Origin of the sequence: Bradyrhizobium sp. SZCCHNS3052 (genome assembly GCF_032484495.1) — a bacterium.
Classification (GTDB): Bacteria; Pseudomonadota; Alphaproteobacteria; order Rhizobiales; family Xanthobacteraceae; genus Bradyrhizobium.
Map to the genome: position 1 here is coordinate 86,833 of NZ_JAUETB010000006.1, position 15,090 is coordinate 101,922.

Genomic DNA, 15,090 nt, shown 5'->3' on the forward strand with positions numbered 1-15,090 from the left:
TCAGACGCGCGCCGTCACCAGCCAGATCGAGCCGGCGAGCGTCACGCTGTCGCCGCGTACATACTGCGTCAGCAGCTCGCGGACCGACTGCCGCGCCGCCTCGCGCGTCTCCTGGGGATGCCCCTCCAGCGCGCGGCTGGCGGGGCCGATTTCGAACGCCGACTCCACTGCCGCCTCGAGACCCTGCCCGCGGGCGATGTCGAGTGACAGCGCATGCGCCTCCAGCGCGACGTCGCTGAAGCCGGCCTCGCCGAGGATCCGCGCCACTCGCGCTTCGGATGCGAAGGCGAACGGGCCAGGATCCTCCGGCGCCATCTCCGGCAGCTTCGGGACGTGACGATAGACCGCCTGCAGCGGCGCGATCATCCAGGGATTGGCCTTCGGCTCGCGCCAGCAGGCGAACACGACCCGGCCGCCCGGCTTCAGCGCGCGGCGGATGTTGGCGAACGACGCCACCGGATCGGCAAAGAACATCACCCCGAACCGCGACACCAGCAGATCGAGGCTCGCCGGCGCGAACGGATACACGGTCGCGTCGGCCAGCACGAACTCGGCGGGAAGCCCGGCCGGCGCCACCGCGCGCGCCCGCTCGAGCATCGGTGCGGAGATGTCGACGCCGAGAACGGAGCCGCCGGGCGCCACCTGCCCGGCCAGTGCGATCGACAAACCACCACAGCCGCAGCCGATGTCGAGAATGCGATCACCCGGCTTCGCGGCGATACGCTCGATCAGGATCTGCGACACCGGTGCGAGCAGGATATCCTGCGCCTCCTGGCGATCGGACCAGCGCTGGCCGCCGGGCCCGTTCCAATAGGCGATCTGGTCGGCGTTGCGGTCGTCCCCTGCCGGCAATTGCATGATGTGCCCTGTCTGATTGAGGTCATCGCAAGAACCGGCATGGCGCATGCAGCCGCCTGTCCTGTCAAGGCACGAGGCCGCGATGCGCTTGAGTAAGAAAGTGGGCCGTTCCTCACCACGGTTCGGAGAGACTTTCGCCGATGGCGAGAGCGCTCCAACGTCGGCTCAGACGCGCGAACTCCTGTCGGATGGCGTCGCGCCGCGCCGGCGTGTAGGCCGCGCGCTCCTCCGCTGACATCCCGTCCAGCAGACTGCGCGCCGACGGTGCCATCTCGGCCCCGCGCGCCCGCAGCGCCGGATCGTCAGCCTGCTGCAGCCAGTCCTGCCAGCACACATATGTAGCGCGCTCGGAGCGGGCATAGTCCTCGCTGCGTTCCGGCATCAGGCGCTGGTCCTTGGTCTCATGCCTGCGGCGCAGCCGCGCGGCCTCGCGGGACGAGGTCGCATGCGGGACCAAATGAAAGGTCCCGGCCGTGCCGCCGGCCGCGAGCCGCCCGAATACGGCGCCGTCAATCCCGAGATGCTTTTCGACGATGAAGTGTTGCAGATCATGCGGCATCCAGGGATCGAAGCCAGGCGCCGGGCTCATTTCGAGGGTGTGTCCGTCGCCGAGCGTCGCGCGCACCGCGTAGCGGCGTTCGCCGGTGCGGACGAAGGAAACAGTCATTGGCGGTCGCGGACGACGAGACATGGACACTCGCAATTGGCAGCTGCGGCTGAACAACGGCCCCATCATACCGCCGCGGGTGAGGGATCGATAGATGCGCGCGGACCTGCTGGCGAGCGCCGTAGCGCAATGCAATAGCGGGACAGCCTCTGGTGTCGCCGGGTCTGGTCTCGCTCTTGCTTCGATCAGGCGCGTCAGGAGCCACATGCGCACTCTCATCGTTGCCGATCTTCATTACTCGCTGCCGCAGTTCGACTGGCTGGTGGCGGCTGCCGATCATTTTGATGCGGTGGTGTTCGCCGGCGATGCGCTCGATCTCGCCTCGATCGTCGACATTCGCGCCCAGATCGTGGTCGTGAAGACATATCTCGCGCTCCTGGCGGCCAAGACGCGGGTCATGATCTGCTCGGGCAATCATGACCTGGAGGAGCGCAACCCGGATGGCGAGAAGATCGCGGCCTGGATCAGGACGGTCCGCGAGCTCGGCATCGCAGCCGACGGCGATGACCTTCTGATCGGCGACACGCTGTTCTCGGTTTGCCCATGGTGGGACGGTCCTCTCGTCAAGGCCGCCATCGCAAGCCAGCTCGATGCCGCCGCGAGGCGCGACACAGCCCGCTGGATCTGGGTGCATCATGCGCCGCCGGCCAACTCGCCGGTGAGCTGGGGCGGCAAGCGCTTCTTCGGCGACACCGAGCTCGAAGGCTTCATCGCGCGGCACCGCCCGGCGATGGTGATCTCCGGCCACGTCCACCAGTCGCCCTTCATCACGGATGGGTCCTGGTTCGATCGCGTCGGTGAGACTTGGGTCTTCAACACCGGGCGGCAACCCGGGCGACCGCCGACCTACATGGTGCTCGACACCGACGAAGGGCGCGCCTTCTGGTTGGCGGCGGGGCAAGCCGAATGGATCGATCTCGCCGGCCCCCTGCAACGCCCGGCGCAGCCGGTGACGGCGGCGCCGGACTGGCTCAGAGTCGTGGATCGGATTCCAGATCCGTTCCTGGCGAAACCTGCTGCGGCGGCAGGTTGATCATGCCCTGCAGCACCTCGCCGACCATCGAAAGATGGGTGCCATGGCCGGCATATTGCCGCTTCAGGTCGGCGAGATAGCTGTTGGCGACGTTGAGGCGCTGCGCCAGCATGCGCGCAATCGCGAGCGTCGCCTCGGGATTTTCACTGAGGAAGCGTGGCGCATCCGGGATCTCGTAGATCCGGCAATCGACGAGCGCCCGCACGGTCGCCGTGTGCGGCTGCTCCAGCAGGAGCGACATCTCGCCGAACAGCGCGCCCGGCTCGGAGATGACGGCCACCGTGGCGCCGGCCTTGATCACCTCCAGCTCTCCGTCGAGCAGGATGTAGAGATGCCCAGTGTTGTGCCCCTCCTCGAGCAGCATGGTGCCCGCCGGAATGGCGCGCTCATGTCCGCCGGTGCAGTGGCGCAGGAAGTCGGTCATCGGTTCGCCCGCGATGTTCACGCCGCGCGCCAAGCTAGCCGAAGAACGGTTCATCGCCACGCGAAATCGTCCGGGCGCTTCGCACCAGCTGTCGCAAAGGATTTTGAACCCTTGTCCGAATTGAGCACTCGGCGGCGCCATCATCGTGATCGGGACGTGGGTTTGGCTCAGCCGCCGAGGCTCGATGGCAAGGTGGCTCAGCTTGGAGAGCAGCAGATCGATGAAACCCGACGCACAAACGCGCTTCTGGAGAGTATCGCCATCAGCTTGGAAAATCGACGCACCACAATAGCAGCGTCACCATTGCGAGGGTGCGTCCCAGCGGATGCTAATGGTAGGCGGCGAGAGATTCGAACTCCCGACCCTCTCGGTGTAAACGAGATGCTCTAACCAGCTGAGCTAGCCGCCCTCACGTCGCGCTTCTTTACCCCCTGCCCGATCCTCAATCAACGCCGGAACCACGCGGCGGCAGCGAGAAACCGCCGCAGCGGGACCGGTGGGGGCAGACCACGCACGCTCGAAGGGTCGGTGGCTCGATCCCCCAAACGAAAACGGCGCCCTTACGGGCGCCGTTTCCTTGGATCAGTTCGGACCTCAGTGGGCGGTCAGGCCGCCGGCGGCTTCGTCGCCATCGGCCTTCACCGGGACCTTGGTATCCTCTTCCCAGACGATCGGCACCGGCTTGCGGACCAAGGCCCGGGCGACGACGTCGTCGAGACGGGAGACCGGGATGATCTCCATGCCGCCCTTGATCGCATCGGAAATCTCCGTGAGATCCTTGGCGTTGTCCTCGGGGATCAGCACCGTCTTGATGCCGCCGCGGGCCGCGGCCAGGAGCTTCTCCTTCAGACCGCCGATCGGCAGCACGCGACCACGCAAGGTGATCTCACCGGTCATCGCGACGTCGTGACGGATCGGAATGCCCGTCATGACCGAGATGATTGCGGTTGCCATCGCGACACCCGCCGACGGACCGTCCTTCGGGGTCGCCCCCTCCGGAACGTGGACGTGGATGTCGCGGCGGTCGAACATCGGCGGCTCGATGCCGTAGACGATCGCCCGCGAGCGGACGTAGGACGCCGCCGCCGAGATCGACTCCTTCATGACGTCGCGCAGATTGCCCGTCACCGTCATCTTGCCCTTGCCGGGCATCATGACGCCTTCAATGGTGAGCAGCTCACCGCCGACATCGGTCCATGCCAGACCCGTGACGATCCCGATCTGATCGTCGCTCTCGATCTCACCGAAGCGGAACTTCGGAACACCCAAGAATTCCTCGACGGTCTTCTCGGTGATCTTCACCGACTTCTTCTTGGACATCATGAGCTCCTTCACGGCCTTGCGGGCCAGTGTGGAAATCTCACGCTCCAGATTACGTACGCCCGCTTCGCGGGTGTAGCGCCGGATCACGAGCAGCAATGCGTCGTCGTCGATCGACCACTCCTTCGAGTCCAGTCCGTGCTTGGAGATCGCGCTGGGGATCAGGTGCTTGCGGGCGATCTCGAGCTTTTCGGTCTCGGTGTAGCCTGCGATGCGGATGATCTCCATGCGGTCCATCAGCGGCCCGGGAATATTCAGCGTATTCGCGGTCGTGATGAACATGACGTTCGACAGGTCGTAGTCGACCTCCAGATAGTGATCGTTGAAGGTCGTGTTCTGCTCGGGGTCCAGGACCTCCAGCAGCGCCGACGACGGGTCACCCCGGAAGTCCGAGCCCATCTTGTCGATCTCGTCCAACAGGAACAGCGGGTTCGAGGTCTTGGCCTTGCGCATCGACTGGATGATCTTGCCGGGCATCGAGCCGATATAGGTCCGGCGATGACCGCGGATCTCCGCCTCGTCGCGCACGCCGCCCAGCGACACGCGAACGAACTCGCGGCCGGTGGCCTTCGCGATCGACTTGCCGAGCGAGGTCTTACCGACGCCGGGAGGTCCGACCAGGCACAGGATCGGGCCGGTCAGCTTGTTGGCGCGCGACTGCACCGCCAGGTACTCGACGATACGGTCCTTGACCTTCTCCAGCCCATAGTGATCCGCATCCAGAACCGCCTGCGCGGCCTCCAGATCCTTCTTCACCTTGGACTTCTTGTTCCACGGGATCGACAGCAGCCAATCCAGATAGTTGCGCACGACGGTCGCTTCCGCGGACATCGGCGACATCTGGCGCAGCTTCTTCAGCTCGTGCTGCGCCTTCTCGCGCGCTTCCTTGGAGAGCTTGGTCTTGTTGATGCGCTCTTCCAGATCGGCGAGCTCGTCGCGGCCGTCCTCGTCGCCCAGCTCCTTCTGAATGGCCTTCATCTGCTCATTCAGGTAGTACTCGCGCTGGGTCTTCTCCATCTGGCGCTTGACACGCGAGCGGATGCGCTTCTCGACCTGCAGCACCGAGATCTCGCTCTCCATCAGGCCCAGCACCTTCTCCAGGCGCGTGGTGACGGACAGCGTCTCCAGGATGCCCTGGCGATCGGCGATCTTGACGGCGAGATGCGAGGCGACGGTGTCGGCCAGCTTACCGAAATCGGTGATCGACTGAACGACGCCGACGACCTCTGCAGAGATCTTCTTGTTCAGCTTCACATAGCTCTCGAAATCCGACACGACGGAGCGCCCGAGTGCCTCGGCTTCGACCGACTTGGCGTCGGTGTCCTCGAGCGCAACGGCAGTGGCTTCGTAGTAGTCGGCACGATCGGTGTACTTCTCGACGCGCGCGCGCTCCAGGCCCTCGACCAGCACCTTCACGGTGCCGTCGGGCAGCTTCAGGAGTTGCAGCACGCTGGCGAGCGTCCCGGTCTCGTAGATCGCATCCGGAGCTGGATCGTCGTCGGACGCGTTCTTCTGCGTCGCGAGCATCACCAGCGCGTCGTTCTTCATCACCTCTTCGAGGGCGCGGATGGATTTCTCGCGGCCGACGAACAGCGGAACGATGTTGTGCGGGAAGACGACGATGTCGCGGAGCGGCAGAACCGGATAGGCGTGGCTCTCGCCATAAACGATGGTCGGCCGGGGTTTGGGGGTCGTCATGGCCTGTTCCTTTTGTTTAGCCCCCTTGCACGCAGTCCGCCATCGTGCGCAACCGCCACAAGGTGCGATCTGATCCGGACATCACTGACGCGTCGATATCGCCCGCTTGTTTCGGATCGTTGTTGAGGCGAATCCCGGGATTGAGATTTGTATCGCCACGCGACATTAGGTGGCTATCGACCCGGGGGGTGTCAAGTATCGGTAAACACCCGCCAAAAATGGCTTTACGCGGCGGGACGCTGAAACGCTGCGATGCCGCGGACATGACGTCCGCGGCGATCGCCGATCTAATAAATCGAGGTCTTCTGTCTCTCGTACCAGCGCGCCTCACGCGCTGGCGCTGCTTTCCACCGCGCGATCGGAGCGATCGGCGTAAATGTACAGCGGGCGGGCGGTGCCCTCGACCACTTCACGCGAGATGACCACTTCCTCGACACCCTCGAGACCCGGCAGGTCGAACATCGTCTCGAGCAGGATGCTCTCGAGGATCGACCGCAGACCGCGCGCGCCGGTCTTGCGCTCGATGGCCTTGCGCGCCACCGCGCCCAGCGCCTCGTCGGCGAAGGTGAGCTCGATGTTCTCCATCTCGAACAGCCGCTGATACTGCTTCACCAGCGCGTTCTTGGGCTCGGTCAGGATCTTCTTCAGCGAGTTCTCGTCGAGGTCCTCGAGCGTCGCAACGACCGGAAGACGGCCGACGAACTCGGGGATCAGGCCGTACTTCAGGAGATCCTCAGGCTCGACGTGACGGAAGATCTCGCCGGTGCGGCGGTCCTCCGGCGCCAGAACCTGGGCGGCGAAGCCGATCGAGGTCGACCGGCCGCGCGCCGAGATGATCTTCTCGAGGCCGGAGAACGCACCACCGCAGATGAACAGGATGTTGGTGGTGTCGACCTGCAGGAACTCCTGCTGCGGATGCTTGCGGCCGCCCTGCGGCGGAACCGACGCAACCGTACCCTCCATGATCTTGAGCAGCGCCTGCTGGACGCCCTCGCCCGACACGTCGCGGGTGATCGAGGGATTGTCCGACTTGCGACTGATCTTGTCGATCTCGTCGATGTAGACAATGCCACGCTGCGCGCGCTCGACATTGTAGTCGGCCGCCTGCAACAGCTTCAGGATGATGTTCTCGACGTCCTCACCGACGTAGCCGGCCTCGGTCAGGGTCGTCGCATCCGCCATCGTGAACGGCACGTCCAGGATGCGCGCCAGCGTCTGCGCCAGCAGCGTCTTGCCCGAGCCGGTCGGACCGATCAGCAGGATGTTCGACTTCGCGAGCTCGACGTCCGAGTGCTTGGTCTGGTGATTCAGCCGCTTGTAGTGGTTGTGGACCGCGACCGAGAGCACCTTCTTCGCATGGTTCTGACCGATCACGTAATCGTCGAGAACCTTGCAGATCTCCTTCGGGGTCGGAATCCCGTCGCGCGACTTGACCAGCGAGGACTTGTTCTCCTCGCGGATGATGTCCATGCAGAGTTCGACGCACTCGTCGCAGATGAAGACGGTTGGACCTGCGATCAGTTTGCGGACTTCGTGCTGGCTCTTGCCGCAGAACGAGCAATATAGCGTGTTCTTCGAGTCGCTCGTGCCGACCTTACTCATTCCTGTCTCCGTCCGCGGTTCGCTCTTGTCCGCTCGTTCGTCCCGATCCGGCACGGGCCGGACCAGACTGGTGAAAGAGCAAATTTCGTACCAAAATTAACACCTTGTTCTTCACCTGTCGTGCACCCACGACCTACGCGAATCCCCCACGATCCATAACTCGACACTCTAGCCAATCATGCTGTCATCCGACTATCAAGAATTCGCTAATCGGAGCACAGACCCTAGACCGTGACATTACCGTGATTTTGGGGCTTGACACGGCAATAACACGCGAAATCAGCGGAGCGTTGCGTGTTTGCCACGCCTATTTGCCGGCCGCACGGCAAGGTTGCGGCTCTTTTGGGACCCTACCTCAGCACCTTTGCCGACCGAAGCCGGTAAAGGAGCCGCCGTTACATCCCCCAGGCCCGTCCATCGGGCCCCGCGTCGCTTACTGTTGGCTCACTTGCCCATCGCCGCCGGATCTTCCGGCCGCTTGTCGATGACCTTGTCGATCAGGCCGAACTCCTGGGCGGCTTCCGCCGTGAGGAACTTGTCGCGCTCCAGGGCGTCCTCAATCGCCTTGTAGGGCTGGCCGGTGTGCTTGACGTAGATCTCGTTCAGCCGCTTCTTCAGGTTCAGGATCTCCTGGGCGTGCAGCATGATATCGGTCGCCTGGCCCTGGAACCCGCCGGACGGCTGATGCACCATGATGCGCGAGTTCGGCAGCGAGAAGCGCATGTCCTTGTGGCCGGCACAGAGCAGCAGCGAGCCCATCGAGGCCGCCTGGCCGGTGCACAGCGTCGACACCGCCGGACGGATGAACTGCATCGTGTCGTAGATCGCGAGGCCCGACGTCACCACGCCACCGGGCGAGTTGATGTACATCGCGATTTCCTTCTTCGGGTTCTCGGCCTCGAGGAACAGGAGCTGAGCGACGATCAGGGTCGCCATGCCGTCCTCGACCGGACCGGTCACGAAGATGATGCGCTCCTTCAGGAGGCGCGAGAAGATGTCGTAGGCGCGCTCGCCGCGGTTGGTCTGTTCGACCACCATAGGCACAAGGTTCATATAGGTTTCGACGGGATCGCGCATGAATCACCCAAGGGTTGGACCAGCAGTTGAGACGACCGGCCGCCGCAGGTGAGGCTCATTTCAACGAGCAGCGACGGACCGGTGTCCCGTGATGCAGAACTTCAAGACCGAGCCCACAGATATGGACCAATTTGCCGGTGACAAGACCGGGTGCCCTGGCCCGCCGCAAGCGAGGTCGTTGCCCTGTTCAAGCTGATTCCCGCGGCGGCGGCCAGCGCCGGAACCTGGACGACCGGCGCTTTCGCCGGTCAACCTTAATCTCGCGCTTATGTCGCGAACCCTACGATGGACAGCCTGTTCAGGCCGCCTTGTCGCTGTCGTCGTCCTTGAACAGCTCGTCCTTGGAGACCTTCTTCTCGGTCACGTTGGCGAGTTCGAGGATGAAGTCGACGACCTTGTCCTCGTAGATTGGCGCGCGCAGCTGCGCGAGCGCCTGCGGGTTGCTGCGATAGAAGTCCCAGACCTCCTTCTCGCGGCCCGGCATCGAGCGCGCACGCTCGATCACGGCGCGGCTGACCTCGTCGTCGGTCACGGTGATCTTGTTCTTCTCGCCGATCTCCGACAGCACGAGGCCGAGGCGCACGCGGCGGTCGGCGATGGTGCGGTACTCCTCCTTCGCCTTGTCCTCGGTGGTGTTCTCGTCGGCGAAGGTCTTGCCGCTGGAATCCATCTCGGCCTTGACCGAGTTCCACATCAGGTTGAACTCCTCGTCGATCAGCGACGGCGGCGCATCGAACTTGTGGGTCTCGTCAAGACGGTCGAGCAGCGCGCGCTTGACGCGCTGGCGGGTCGCCTGGCTGAACTCGCCGGCGAGACGATCGCGCATCAACTGCTTCAGCTTGTCGAGCGATTCGAGGCCGAGCGTCTTGGCGAACTCATCGTCCACCACCTTGTCTTCGGGCGCCTCGATGGCGGTGGCGGTGGTTTCGAACTCCGCCGCCTTCCCGGCCAGCTCGTTGTTGAGATAATTGGTCGGGAACGTGACCTTCAGCGTGCGGGTCTCGCCGACGCCGATACCGATCAGCTGGTCCTCGAAGCCGGGAATGAAGGTGTTCGAGCCGATCACGACGTCGATGCCCTCACCCGTGCCGCCTTCGAAGGCGACGCCGTCGATCGTGCCCTTGAAGTTGATCTTCACGCGGTCACCGCTCGCGGCCTTCGCGCCCTCGGCCTTCGCCGCGTAGCTGCGGTTGGCATCGGCCAGGCGCTTGATCGCCTCGTCGACATCGGCATCGGTGATGTCGGCCACCGGCTTCTCGACCGAGAAGGTCTTGAAGTCGGCGAGCGCAATCGCCGGCACGACCTCGACGGCCACGGTGTAGGTCAGGTCCGACTGGCCGGAGAGGATCTTCTCGACCTCGGCCTCCTCCGTCGGCATCGTCACCTTCGGCTCGGTGGCGAGGCGGAAGCCGCGCTCGGTGAAGATCTGCGTGTTGGTGTCGCGGATGGTCTGGTCGATGGTCTCCGCCATGACCGACTTGCCATAGATCTTCTTCAGATGCGCGACCGGCACCTTGCCGGGGCGGAAGCCGTTGATGCGGACCTTGTCCTTGAGATCGACCAGCTTGGCGTCCGCCTTGGCGTCGAGATCCGCCGCCGGAACGCTGATCTGGAACTCGTGCTTCAAGCCTTCCGACAAGGTTTCTGTGACCTGCATGGCGTCAATCTTCTTCCGCTTCGGTCCGAACCCTTGCGATCCGGACACATCTGACTCAATTGTGGACGACGCGCAGCAAAAGGCTTTGCGCCGGTGGATCGGCGGCCCCGCTTCTCTGTGCGAGAGAGCGGGTCTGCCGGTAAAACTTGGGGCAAACGCCGGAGAAGCGCTTGGTGCGGGCGGAGGGACTCGAACCCCCACAACTTTCGTCACTGGAACCTAAATCCAGCGCGTCTACCAGTTCCGCCACGCCCGCGTGAACTGCATCGATAGCCCGGCCGCGGTGCCGCGGGCGGCGCGGCTTATACCACGCACGAAACCGTCCGCAGCAAAAAAATGGGCTGTCGAAAGCACCACCGGCAGGCCGATCGACCGTGTCGCACGCACAGATAAGGGAAAACAGCATGATCCGCATCCCCCTCATCGCACGATGTTTTGTCGCATGACGGAACCGTCGGAGGGGCTCAGCCGCCGCGCCCTGCTCGGCGGCCTCGCCGCAGCCGGCGCGGCCTCGTTTACCCGCTCGGCTCGGGCCGGTGGCCGAATCTCGGTTTCGTTGAACGCTCGCGGCGAATCTCTCGTGCTGGCCCAGGGACGCTCGGCCAGCCCGCTCTGGCGGCTGGCTGCACCGGCCCCGGTGGTCCGGCTCGCCCGCGGCACGGCGCTCGACCTTGACCTTTCGAATGGCCTTTCGATCCCGGCCGCGTTGTCCAGCCGCGGCCTCACTTTGCCCGCACCGCTACTGGCGCAGGCGGAGCTCGGCCCCGGCGGCCGGGCCACCATTCCAGCCCTGGCGTCGCGCGCCGGGACCGGCCTGCTCGACCTGCGGCTGCTCGCCGACGCCGTGCCGATCCGCCCGCTGCCTGTCATCGTCGATGAGGCCGCGACGGTAACTGTCGACCGCGACGAAATTTTCCTGGTCGAGGATTTCAGGCTCAAGGCGGACGGTACCGCGGTTGCGCCAGGAACCGAAGCGCAAGACACCGAGCTCATCTACACCGTCAACGGGCACATCCAGCCCGAGATCGCGCTGCGGACCCATGCACGGGTCAGGCTGCGGTTCATCAATGGCTGTCAACGCGCTGTGATCGCGATCAAAATCGCCGACCTCGACGCCGTCCGCGTGATGGCCATCGACGGCCAGCCGGCCGAGCCTTTCCTGGCTCGAAACGGCGCGGTGGTGCTGCCGCCCGGCGGCCGTACCGACGTCTTCATCGACATGCCCGCCGCCAAGACGGTGCTGGCCGTGCTGCTGCACGACGGCAGCAATCCGCGTCCCCTCGCCCGGCTGGTGGCGTCGAGCGAGCCGCCGCTCCGTGCCGCCCCACTGCCGCCGGCGCCGCCTTTGCCGTCGAACGGGTTGCCGGACAAGCTGGACCTGAGGACCGCCGCTCGGGCCGAGCTCGCGCTCGACGGCGCCGGCTGGCAACCGCCCGCCGCGTTCAACGCCGGCGGCGCCCCCACGTTCCGGGCCAGGGCCGGCCAAGTGGTCGTGCTGGCATTGGCGAACAAGACCGCCGGCACCCATGTGGTCCACCTTCATGGCCAGCCGTTTCGGCTGCTCGACCGGCTCGACGACGGCTGGAAGCCCTATTGGCTCGACACGCTGGCGCTGGAGGCCGGCCAGACCCAGCGCATTGCATTCCTTGCCGAGCAATCCGGCCGGTTCCTGGTCGAGAGCATGGCGACCAACTGGGCGGCGCCGCGGCTGCTGCGGTGGTATGAGATCAGGTGAGGAAACGAACCTGAGGGAACAGTCCCCATGACCACTGCCGCCATCACCGGGGTCACGGCGCGCGCCGTGATCACGCCCATGCAGCGCCCCCTGCGCAACGCGTTCGGCATCATCGACTCCGGACCGCTGGTGCTGATCGACGTCGCAACCGATCAGGGGGTTACCGGCCATTCCTACCTGTTCGCTTACACCAGGCTCGCCTTGAAACCGCTGCTGCATCTGGTCGAGGAGATCGGCCGAGAGCTCAAAAGCCAAGCGCTGGTCCCGTTCGACCTGATGAAATTCATGGACGCCAAATTCCGCCTGCTCGGCTGGCAGGGCCTCGTCGGCATGGCCGTCTCGGGCCTCGACATGGCGTTCTGGGATGCGCTCGGTCAGCTCGCGGGCAAGCCCGTCGTCGAGCTGCTCGGCGGCACGGCGCGGCCGATTCCGGCCTATGACAGCTATGGCGTGCTCGATGCCAAGGACGACGAGCGCACCTTGCGCGCCGCGCGCGACGAGCACGGCTTCCGCGCCATCAAGACCAAGGGCGGTCATGGCGATCTCGCGACCGACGAAGCGATGATCAAGGGCCTGCGCGCCCTGCTCGGCCCGGACATGGCGCTGATGCTCGACTTCAACCAGTCGCTCGATCCCGCTGAGGCGACACGTCGAATTACCAACCTTGCTGCCTACGACCTGACCTGGATCGAGGAGCCGGTGCCGCAGGAAAACCTCTCCGGCCATGCCCGGGTGCGCGAGCGCTCGGAGATCCCGATCCAGGCCGGCGAGAACTGGTGGTTTCCGCGTGGCTTTGCCGAGGCGATCGCCGCCGGCGCCTCCGACTTCATCATGCCCGACCTGATGAAGGTCGGCGGCATCACCGGCTGGCTCAACGTCGCGGGGCAAGCCGACGCCGCCTCGATCCCGATGTCGAGTCACATCCTGCCCGAGGCGAGCGCCCATGTGCTGGCAGTGACGCCGACTGCGCACTGGCTCGAAGTGCTGGACTTCGCCGGCGCCATTCTCGCCGAGCCGCTGCAAATCGTGGACGGCAAGGTCACCGCGCGAGGCCCGGGTCTCGGCCTCGCCTGGAACGAGAGCGCGGTGGCGAAATATCAGGTGACGTGAGCGGGTTCAGCCAAGAGCAGGACGCGCCGTCGCCGCCTCATCCCCAACTGTCATCACCCGCGAAGGCGGGCATGACAGTGTGGTTGAGGCGACGACTCGCCCTATCAATACTCGACGCCGAACCGGTCATAGAGCCGCCGGAACACCGCAGGCAAGGTCTCCGTCAGATCCTCCGCGATCAGCCCCGGCCCCGCCTCGTTGCCCGCCTCGCCATGCATCCAGACGCCGATGCAGGCGGCCTCGAACGCCGGCACACCCTGCGCCAGCAAGCCGGCGATGATGCCGGCGAGCACGTCGCCGGCGCCGGCGGTGGCGAGCCAGGGCGGCGCGTTCGCGGCGATTGCGGCGCGGCCGTCGGGCGCGGCCACCGTCGTGTCGGCGCCCTTCAACAGCACCACGGCGCCGCACCGCACGGCCGCCGCGCGGACGCGCTCGAGCTTGGAGCGGCCGGGATGCTTGTTGCTGAGATCCGAGAACAGCCGCGGGAATTCGCCCTCGTGCGGCGTCAGCACGATCTGCGCCTCGGTCATCGCCCTGATCTGCTCGAACAACCGCTCCGGCGCATCGGCGAAGCTCGTCAATGCGTCGGCATCGAGCACGAGATGACGCTGCGCCGTCAGCGCGGTGTAGACGAGGTCGCGCGTGCGCTCGCTGACGCCGGTGCCGGGTCCGATGATGCAGGTGTTGTAGCGCTTGTCGCCGAGCAATTCGCCGAACGCGATCGCGGTGTCGGCGGCGCGCACCATCACCGCCGTCAGCGCCGCAGCATTGACCGCCAGCGCATCGCGCGGCGAGGCCAGCGTAACCAGGCCGGCGCCCGCCCGCAATGCGGCCCGCGCGGCCATCCGCGCCGCGCCCGTGGCGGTGACGTCGCCGGACATCGCCAGCACGTGCCCGCGGGCGTATTTGTGGCCGTCGATGCGTGGCACCGGAAAATGGCCCTGCCACAGCTCGGGATCGTTCTCGAAGGCCTGCGGCCTGATCTCGGCGAGCACCTGGGGATCGATGCCGATGTCGGCGAGCCGGACGCGCCCGCAATGCTGGCGGCCCGGCAGCAGCAAGTGCGCCGGCTTCTTGCGGAAGAAGGTCACCGTCTCGGTGGCGCGGACCGCGATGCCCATCACCGCGGCCGTGGTGCCGTTGATGCCGCTCGGCAGGTCGACGGCGAGCACCGGCGCGCCATTGCCGTTGATCGCTGCGATGACGTCATGGGGCTCGCCGGTGACGGGCCGGCTGAGACCTGCGCCGAACAGCGCGTCGATGATCAGCGCCGGCTTGCCGATCGCCTGCGGCGTGAACGGTAGCACCGGAAACTTCCATCCCTTGGCGGCGGAGGCCGCGTCGCCGTGCAGCGCGTCGCGCTCGCACATCAGGATGACCGACACGTCCCTGCCCTGCGCGGCGAGCTCGGCCGCGGCAACGAAGCCGTCGCCGCCATTGTTGCCCGGCCCACACACGACCACGATCGGCCCGGTCTCGACCAGGTCCATGGCCGCCTCGGCCACCGCCTGTCCGGCGCTCAGCATCAGCGAAAAGCCCGGCGTGCCGGCCGCGATGGTCAGCCGGTCGGCGCGCTCCATTTCGCTCGTGGTCAAGATGTCCATTACCGCTCTCGTCCCCAGCCGCCGTCTTGCGCCGGCTGCGTGATGTCGTCCCCGTCGCCTCGCAGCGGACGTCGGCGCCCCGTCCCTCGGAGCCGGTGCGGGCGAATCCCGCGCTCCCTATTGCCGCGCCAGCCCGCAACTTCCAAGGGCGCTGCACATCTGGCAAGACGCGACGAAACCCGGCACGTCGCCTTTTCCCTGGGCATTTCGGACAGCGCGCGGCCCCGCCGTCAAGACCTGCACAATGTTTGATCTGTTTGCCTAATCTCAAGGCTCCGGTATTCTAGACGTTCCTTGAGGGAATC

The 15,090-nt window shown here is 65.6% G+C and carries 11 protein-coding genes and 2 tRNA genes; 3 read left to right on the forward strand and 10 right to left on the reverse strand.

The genetic code is table 11. The features are described from left to right. Together QX073_RS20080 and QX073_RS20085 are read right to left on the reverse strand one after the other, a co-directional pair. On the reverse strand, positions 1-858 hold the full coding sequence (locus QX073_RS20080; protein ID WP_316193064.1) for a class I SAM-dependent methyltransferase: 858 nt from the start codon (positions 856-858) through the stop codon (positions 1-3). Between the two features lie 112 nt (positions 859-970). Then, complete coding sequence (locus tag QX073_RS20085; protein WP_316193065.1) at positions 971-1,732, reverse strand: hypothetical protein; 762 nt, start codon at positions 1,730-1,732, stop codon at positions 971-973. On the opposite strand from QX073_RS20085, the gene QX073_RS20090 reads away from it, so the two are divergent. After that, positions 1,731-2,558, forward strand: coding sequence for a metallophosphoesterase (locus QX073_RS20090; RefSeq protein WP_316226252.1), 828 nt, complete (start codon positions 1,731-1,733; stop codon positions 2,556-2,558). The two genes, QX073_RS20085 and QX073_RS20090, sit on opposite strands and share 2 nt — an antisense overlap. Here the strand turns inward: QX073_RS20090 and QX073_RS20095 are convergent. The 7 genes from QX073_RS20095 to QX073_RS20125 form a co-directional block, all read right to left on the reverse strand. Further along, complete coding sequence (locus QX073_RS20095) at positions 2,497-2,982, reverse strand: cyclic nucleotide-binding domain-containing protein (protein WP_316165221.1); 486 nt, start codon at positions 2,980-2,982, stop codon at positions 2,497-2,499. The genes QX073_RS20090 and QX073_RS20095 overlap by 62 nt on opposite strands. Positions 2,983-3,314: 332 nt before the next feature. After that, positions 3,315-3,391: transfer RNA gene (locus QX073_RS20100), tRNA-Val, on the reverse strand. Between the two features lie 185 nt (positions 3,392-3,576). Then, positions 3,577-6,000 carry an endopeptidase La gene (lon, locus tag QX073_RS20105; protein ID WP_315711533.1) on the reverse strand — a complete coding sequence of 808 codons (2,424 nt, stop codon included), beginning with the start codon at positions 5,998-6,000 and terminating at the stop codon, positions 3,577-3,579. A 327-nt stretch (positions 6,001-6,327) separates the two neighbouring features. Then, positions 6,328-7,602: an ATP-dependent Clp protease ATP-binding subunit ClpX gene (gene clpX / locus QX073_RS20110; RefSeq protein ID WP_012044595.1), complete on the reverse strand. Its 1,275-nt coding sequence runs from the start codon at positions 7,600-7,602 to the stop codon at positions 6,328-6,330. Positions 7,603-8,046: 444 nt separating this feature from the next. Further along, positions 8,047-8,679, reverse strand: coding sequence for an ATP-dependent Clp protease proteolytic subunit (locus QX073_RS20115; RefSeq protein WP_315711531.1), 633 nt, complete (start codon positions 8,677-8,679; stop codon positions 8,047-8,049). Between the two features lie 298 nt (positions 8,680-8,977). Continuing rightward, entirely contained in the window at positions 8,978-10,336 is a 1,359-nt protein-coding gene (gene tig / locus QX073_RS20120) for a trigger factor (protein WP_315711530.1), read from the reverse strand. Positions 10,337-10,507: 171 nt separating this feature from the next. Further along, a tRNA-Leu gene (locus QX073_RS20125) sits at positions 10,508-10,592 on the reverse strand. A gap of 174 nt (positions 10,593-10,766) precedes the next feature. Between QX073_RS20125 and QX073_RS20130 the strand changes: the two genes are divergently transcribed. Both QX073_RS20130 and QX073_RS20135 read left to right on the forward strand, forming a co-directional pair. Beyond that, positions 10,767-12,071, forward strand: coding sequence for a multicopper oxidase domain-containing protein (locus tag QX073_RS20130; protein ID WP_316226313.1), 1,305 nt, complete (start codon positions 10,767-10,769; stop codon positions 12,069-12,071). A 27-nt stretch (positions 12,072-12,098) separates the two neighbouring features. Next, positions 12,099-13,181, forward strand: coding sequence for an enolase C-terminal domain-like protein (locus tag QX073_RS20135; RefSeq protein WP_316226253.1), 1,083 nt, complete (start codon positions 12,099-12,101; stop codon positions 13,179-13,181). 104 nt (positions 13,182-13,285) lie between these two features. Here QX073_RS20135 and QX073_RS20140 read toward each other — a convergent pair whose 3' ends face one another. After that, entirely contained in the window at positions 13,286-14,785 is a 1,500-nt protein-coding gene (locus QX073_RS20140) for an NAD(P)H-hydrate dehydratase (RefSeq protein ID WP_316194897.1), read from the reverse strand. Positions 14,786-15,090 lie beyond the last annotated feature (305 nt).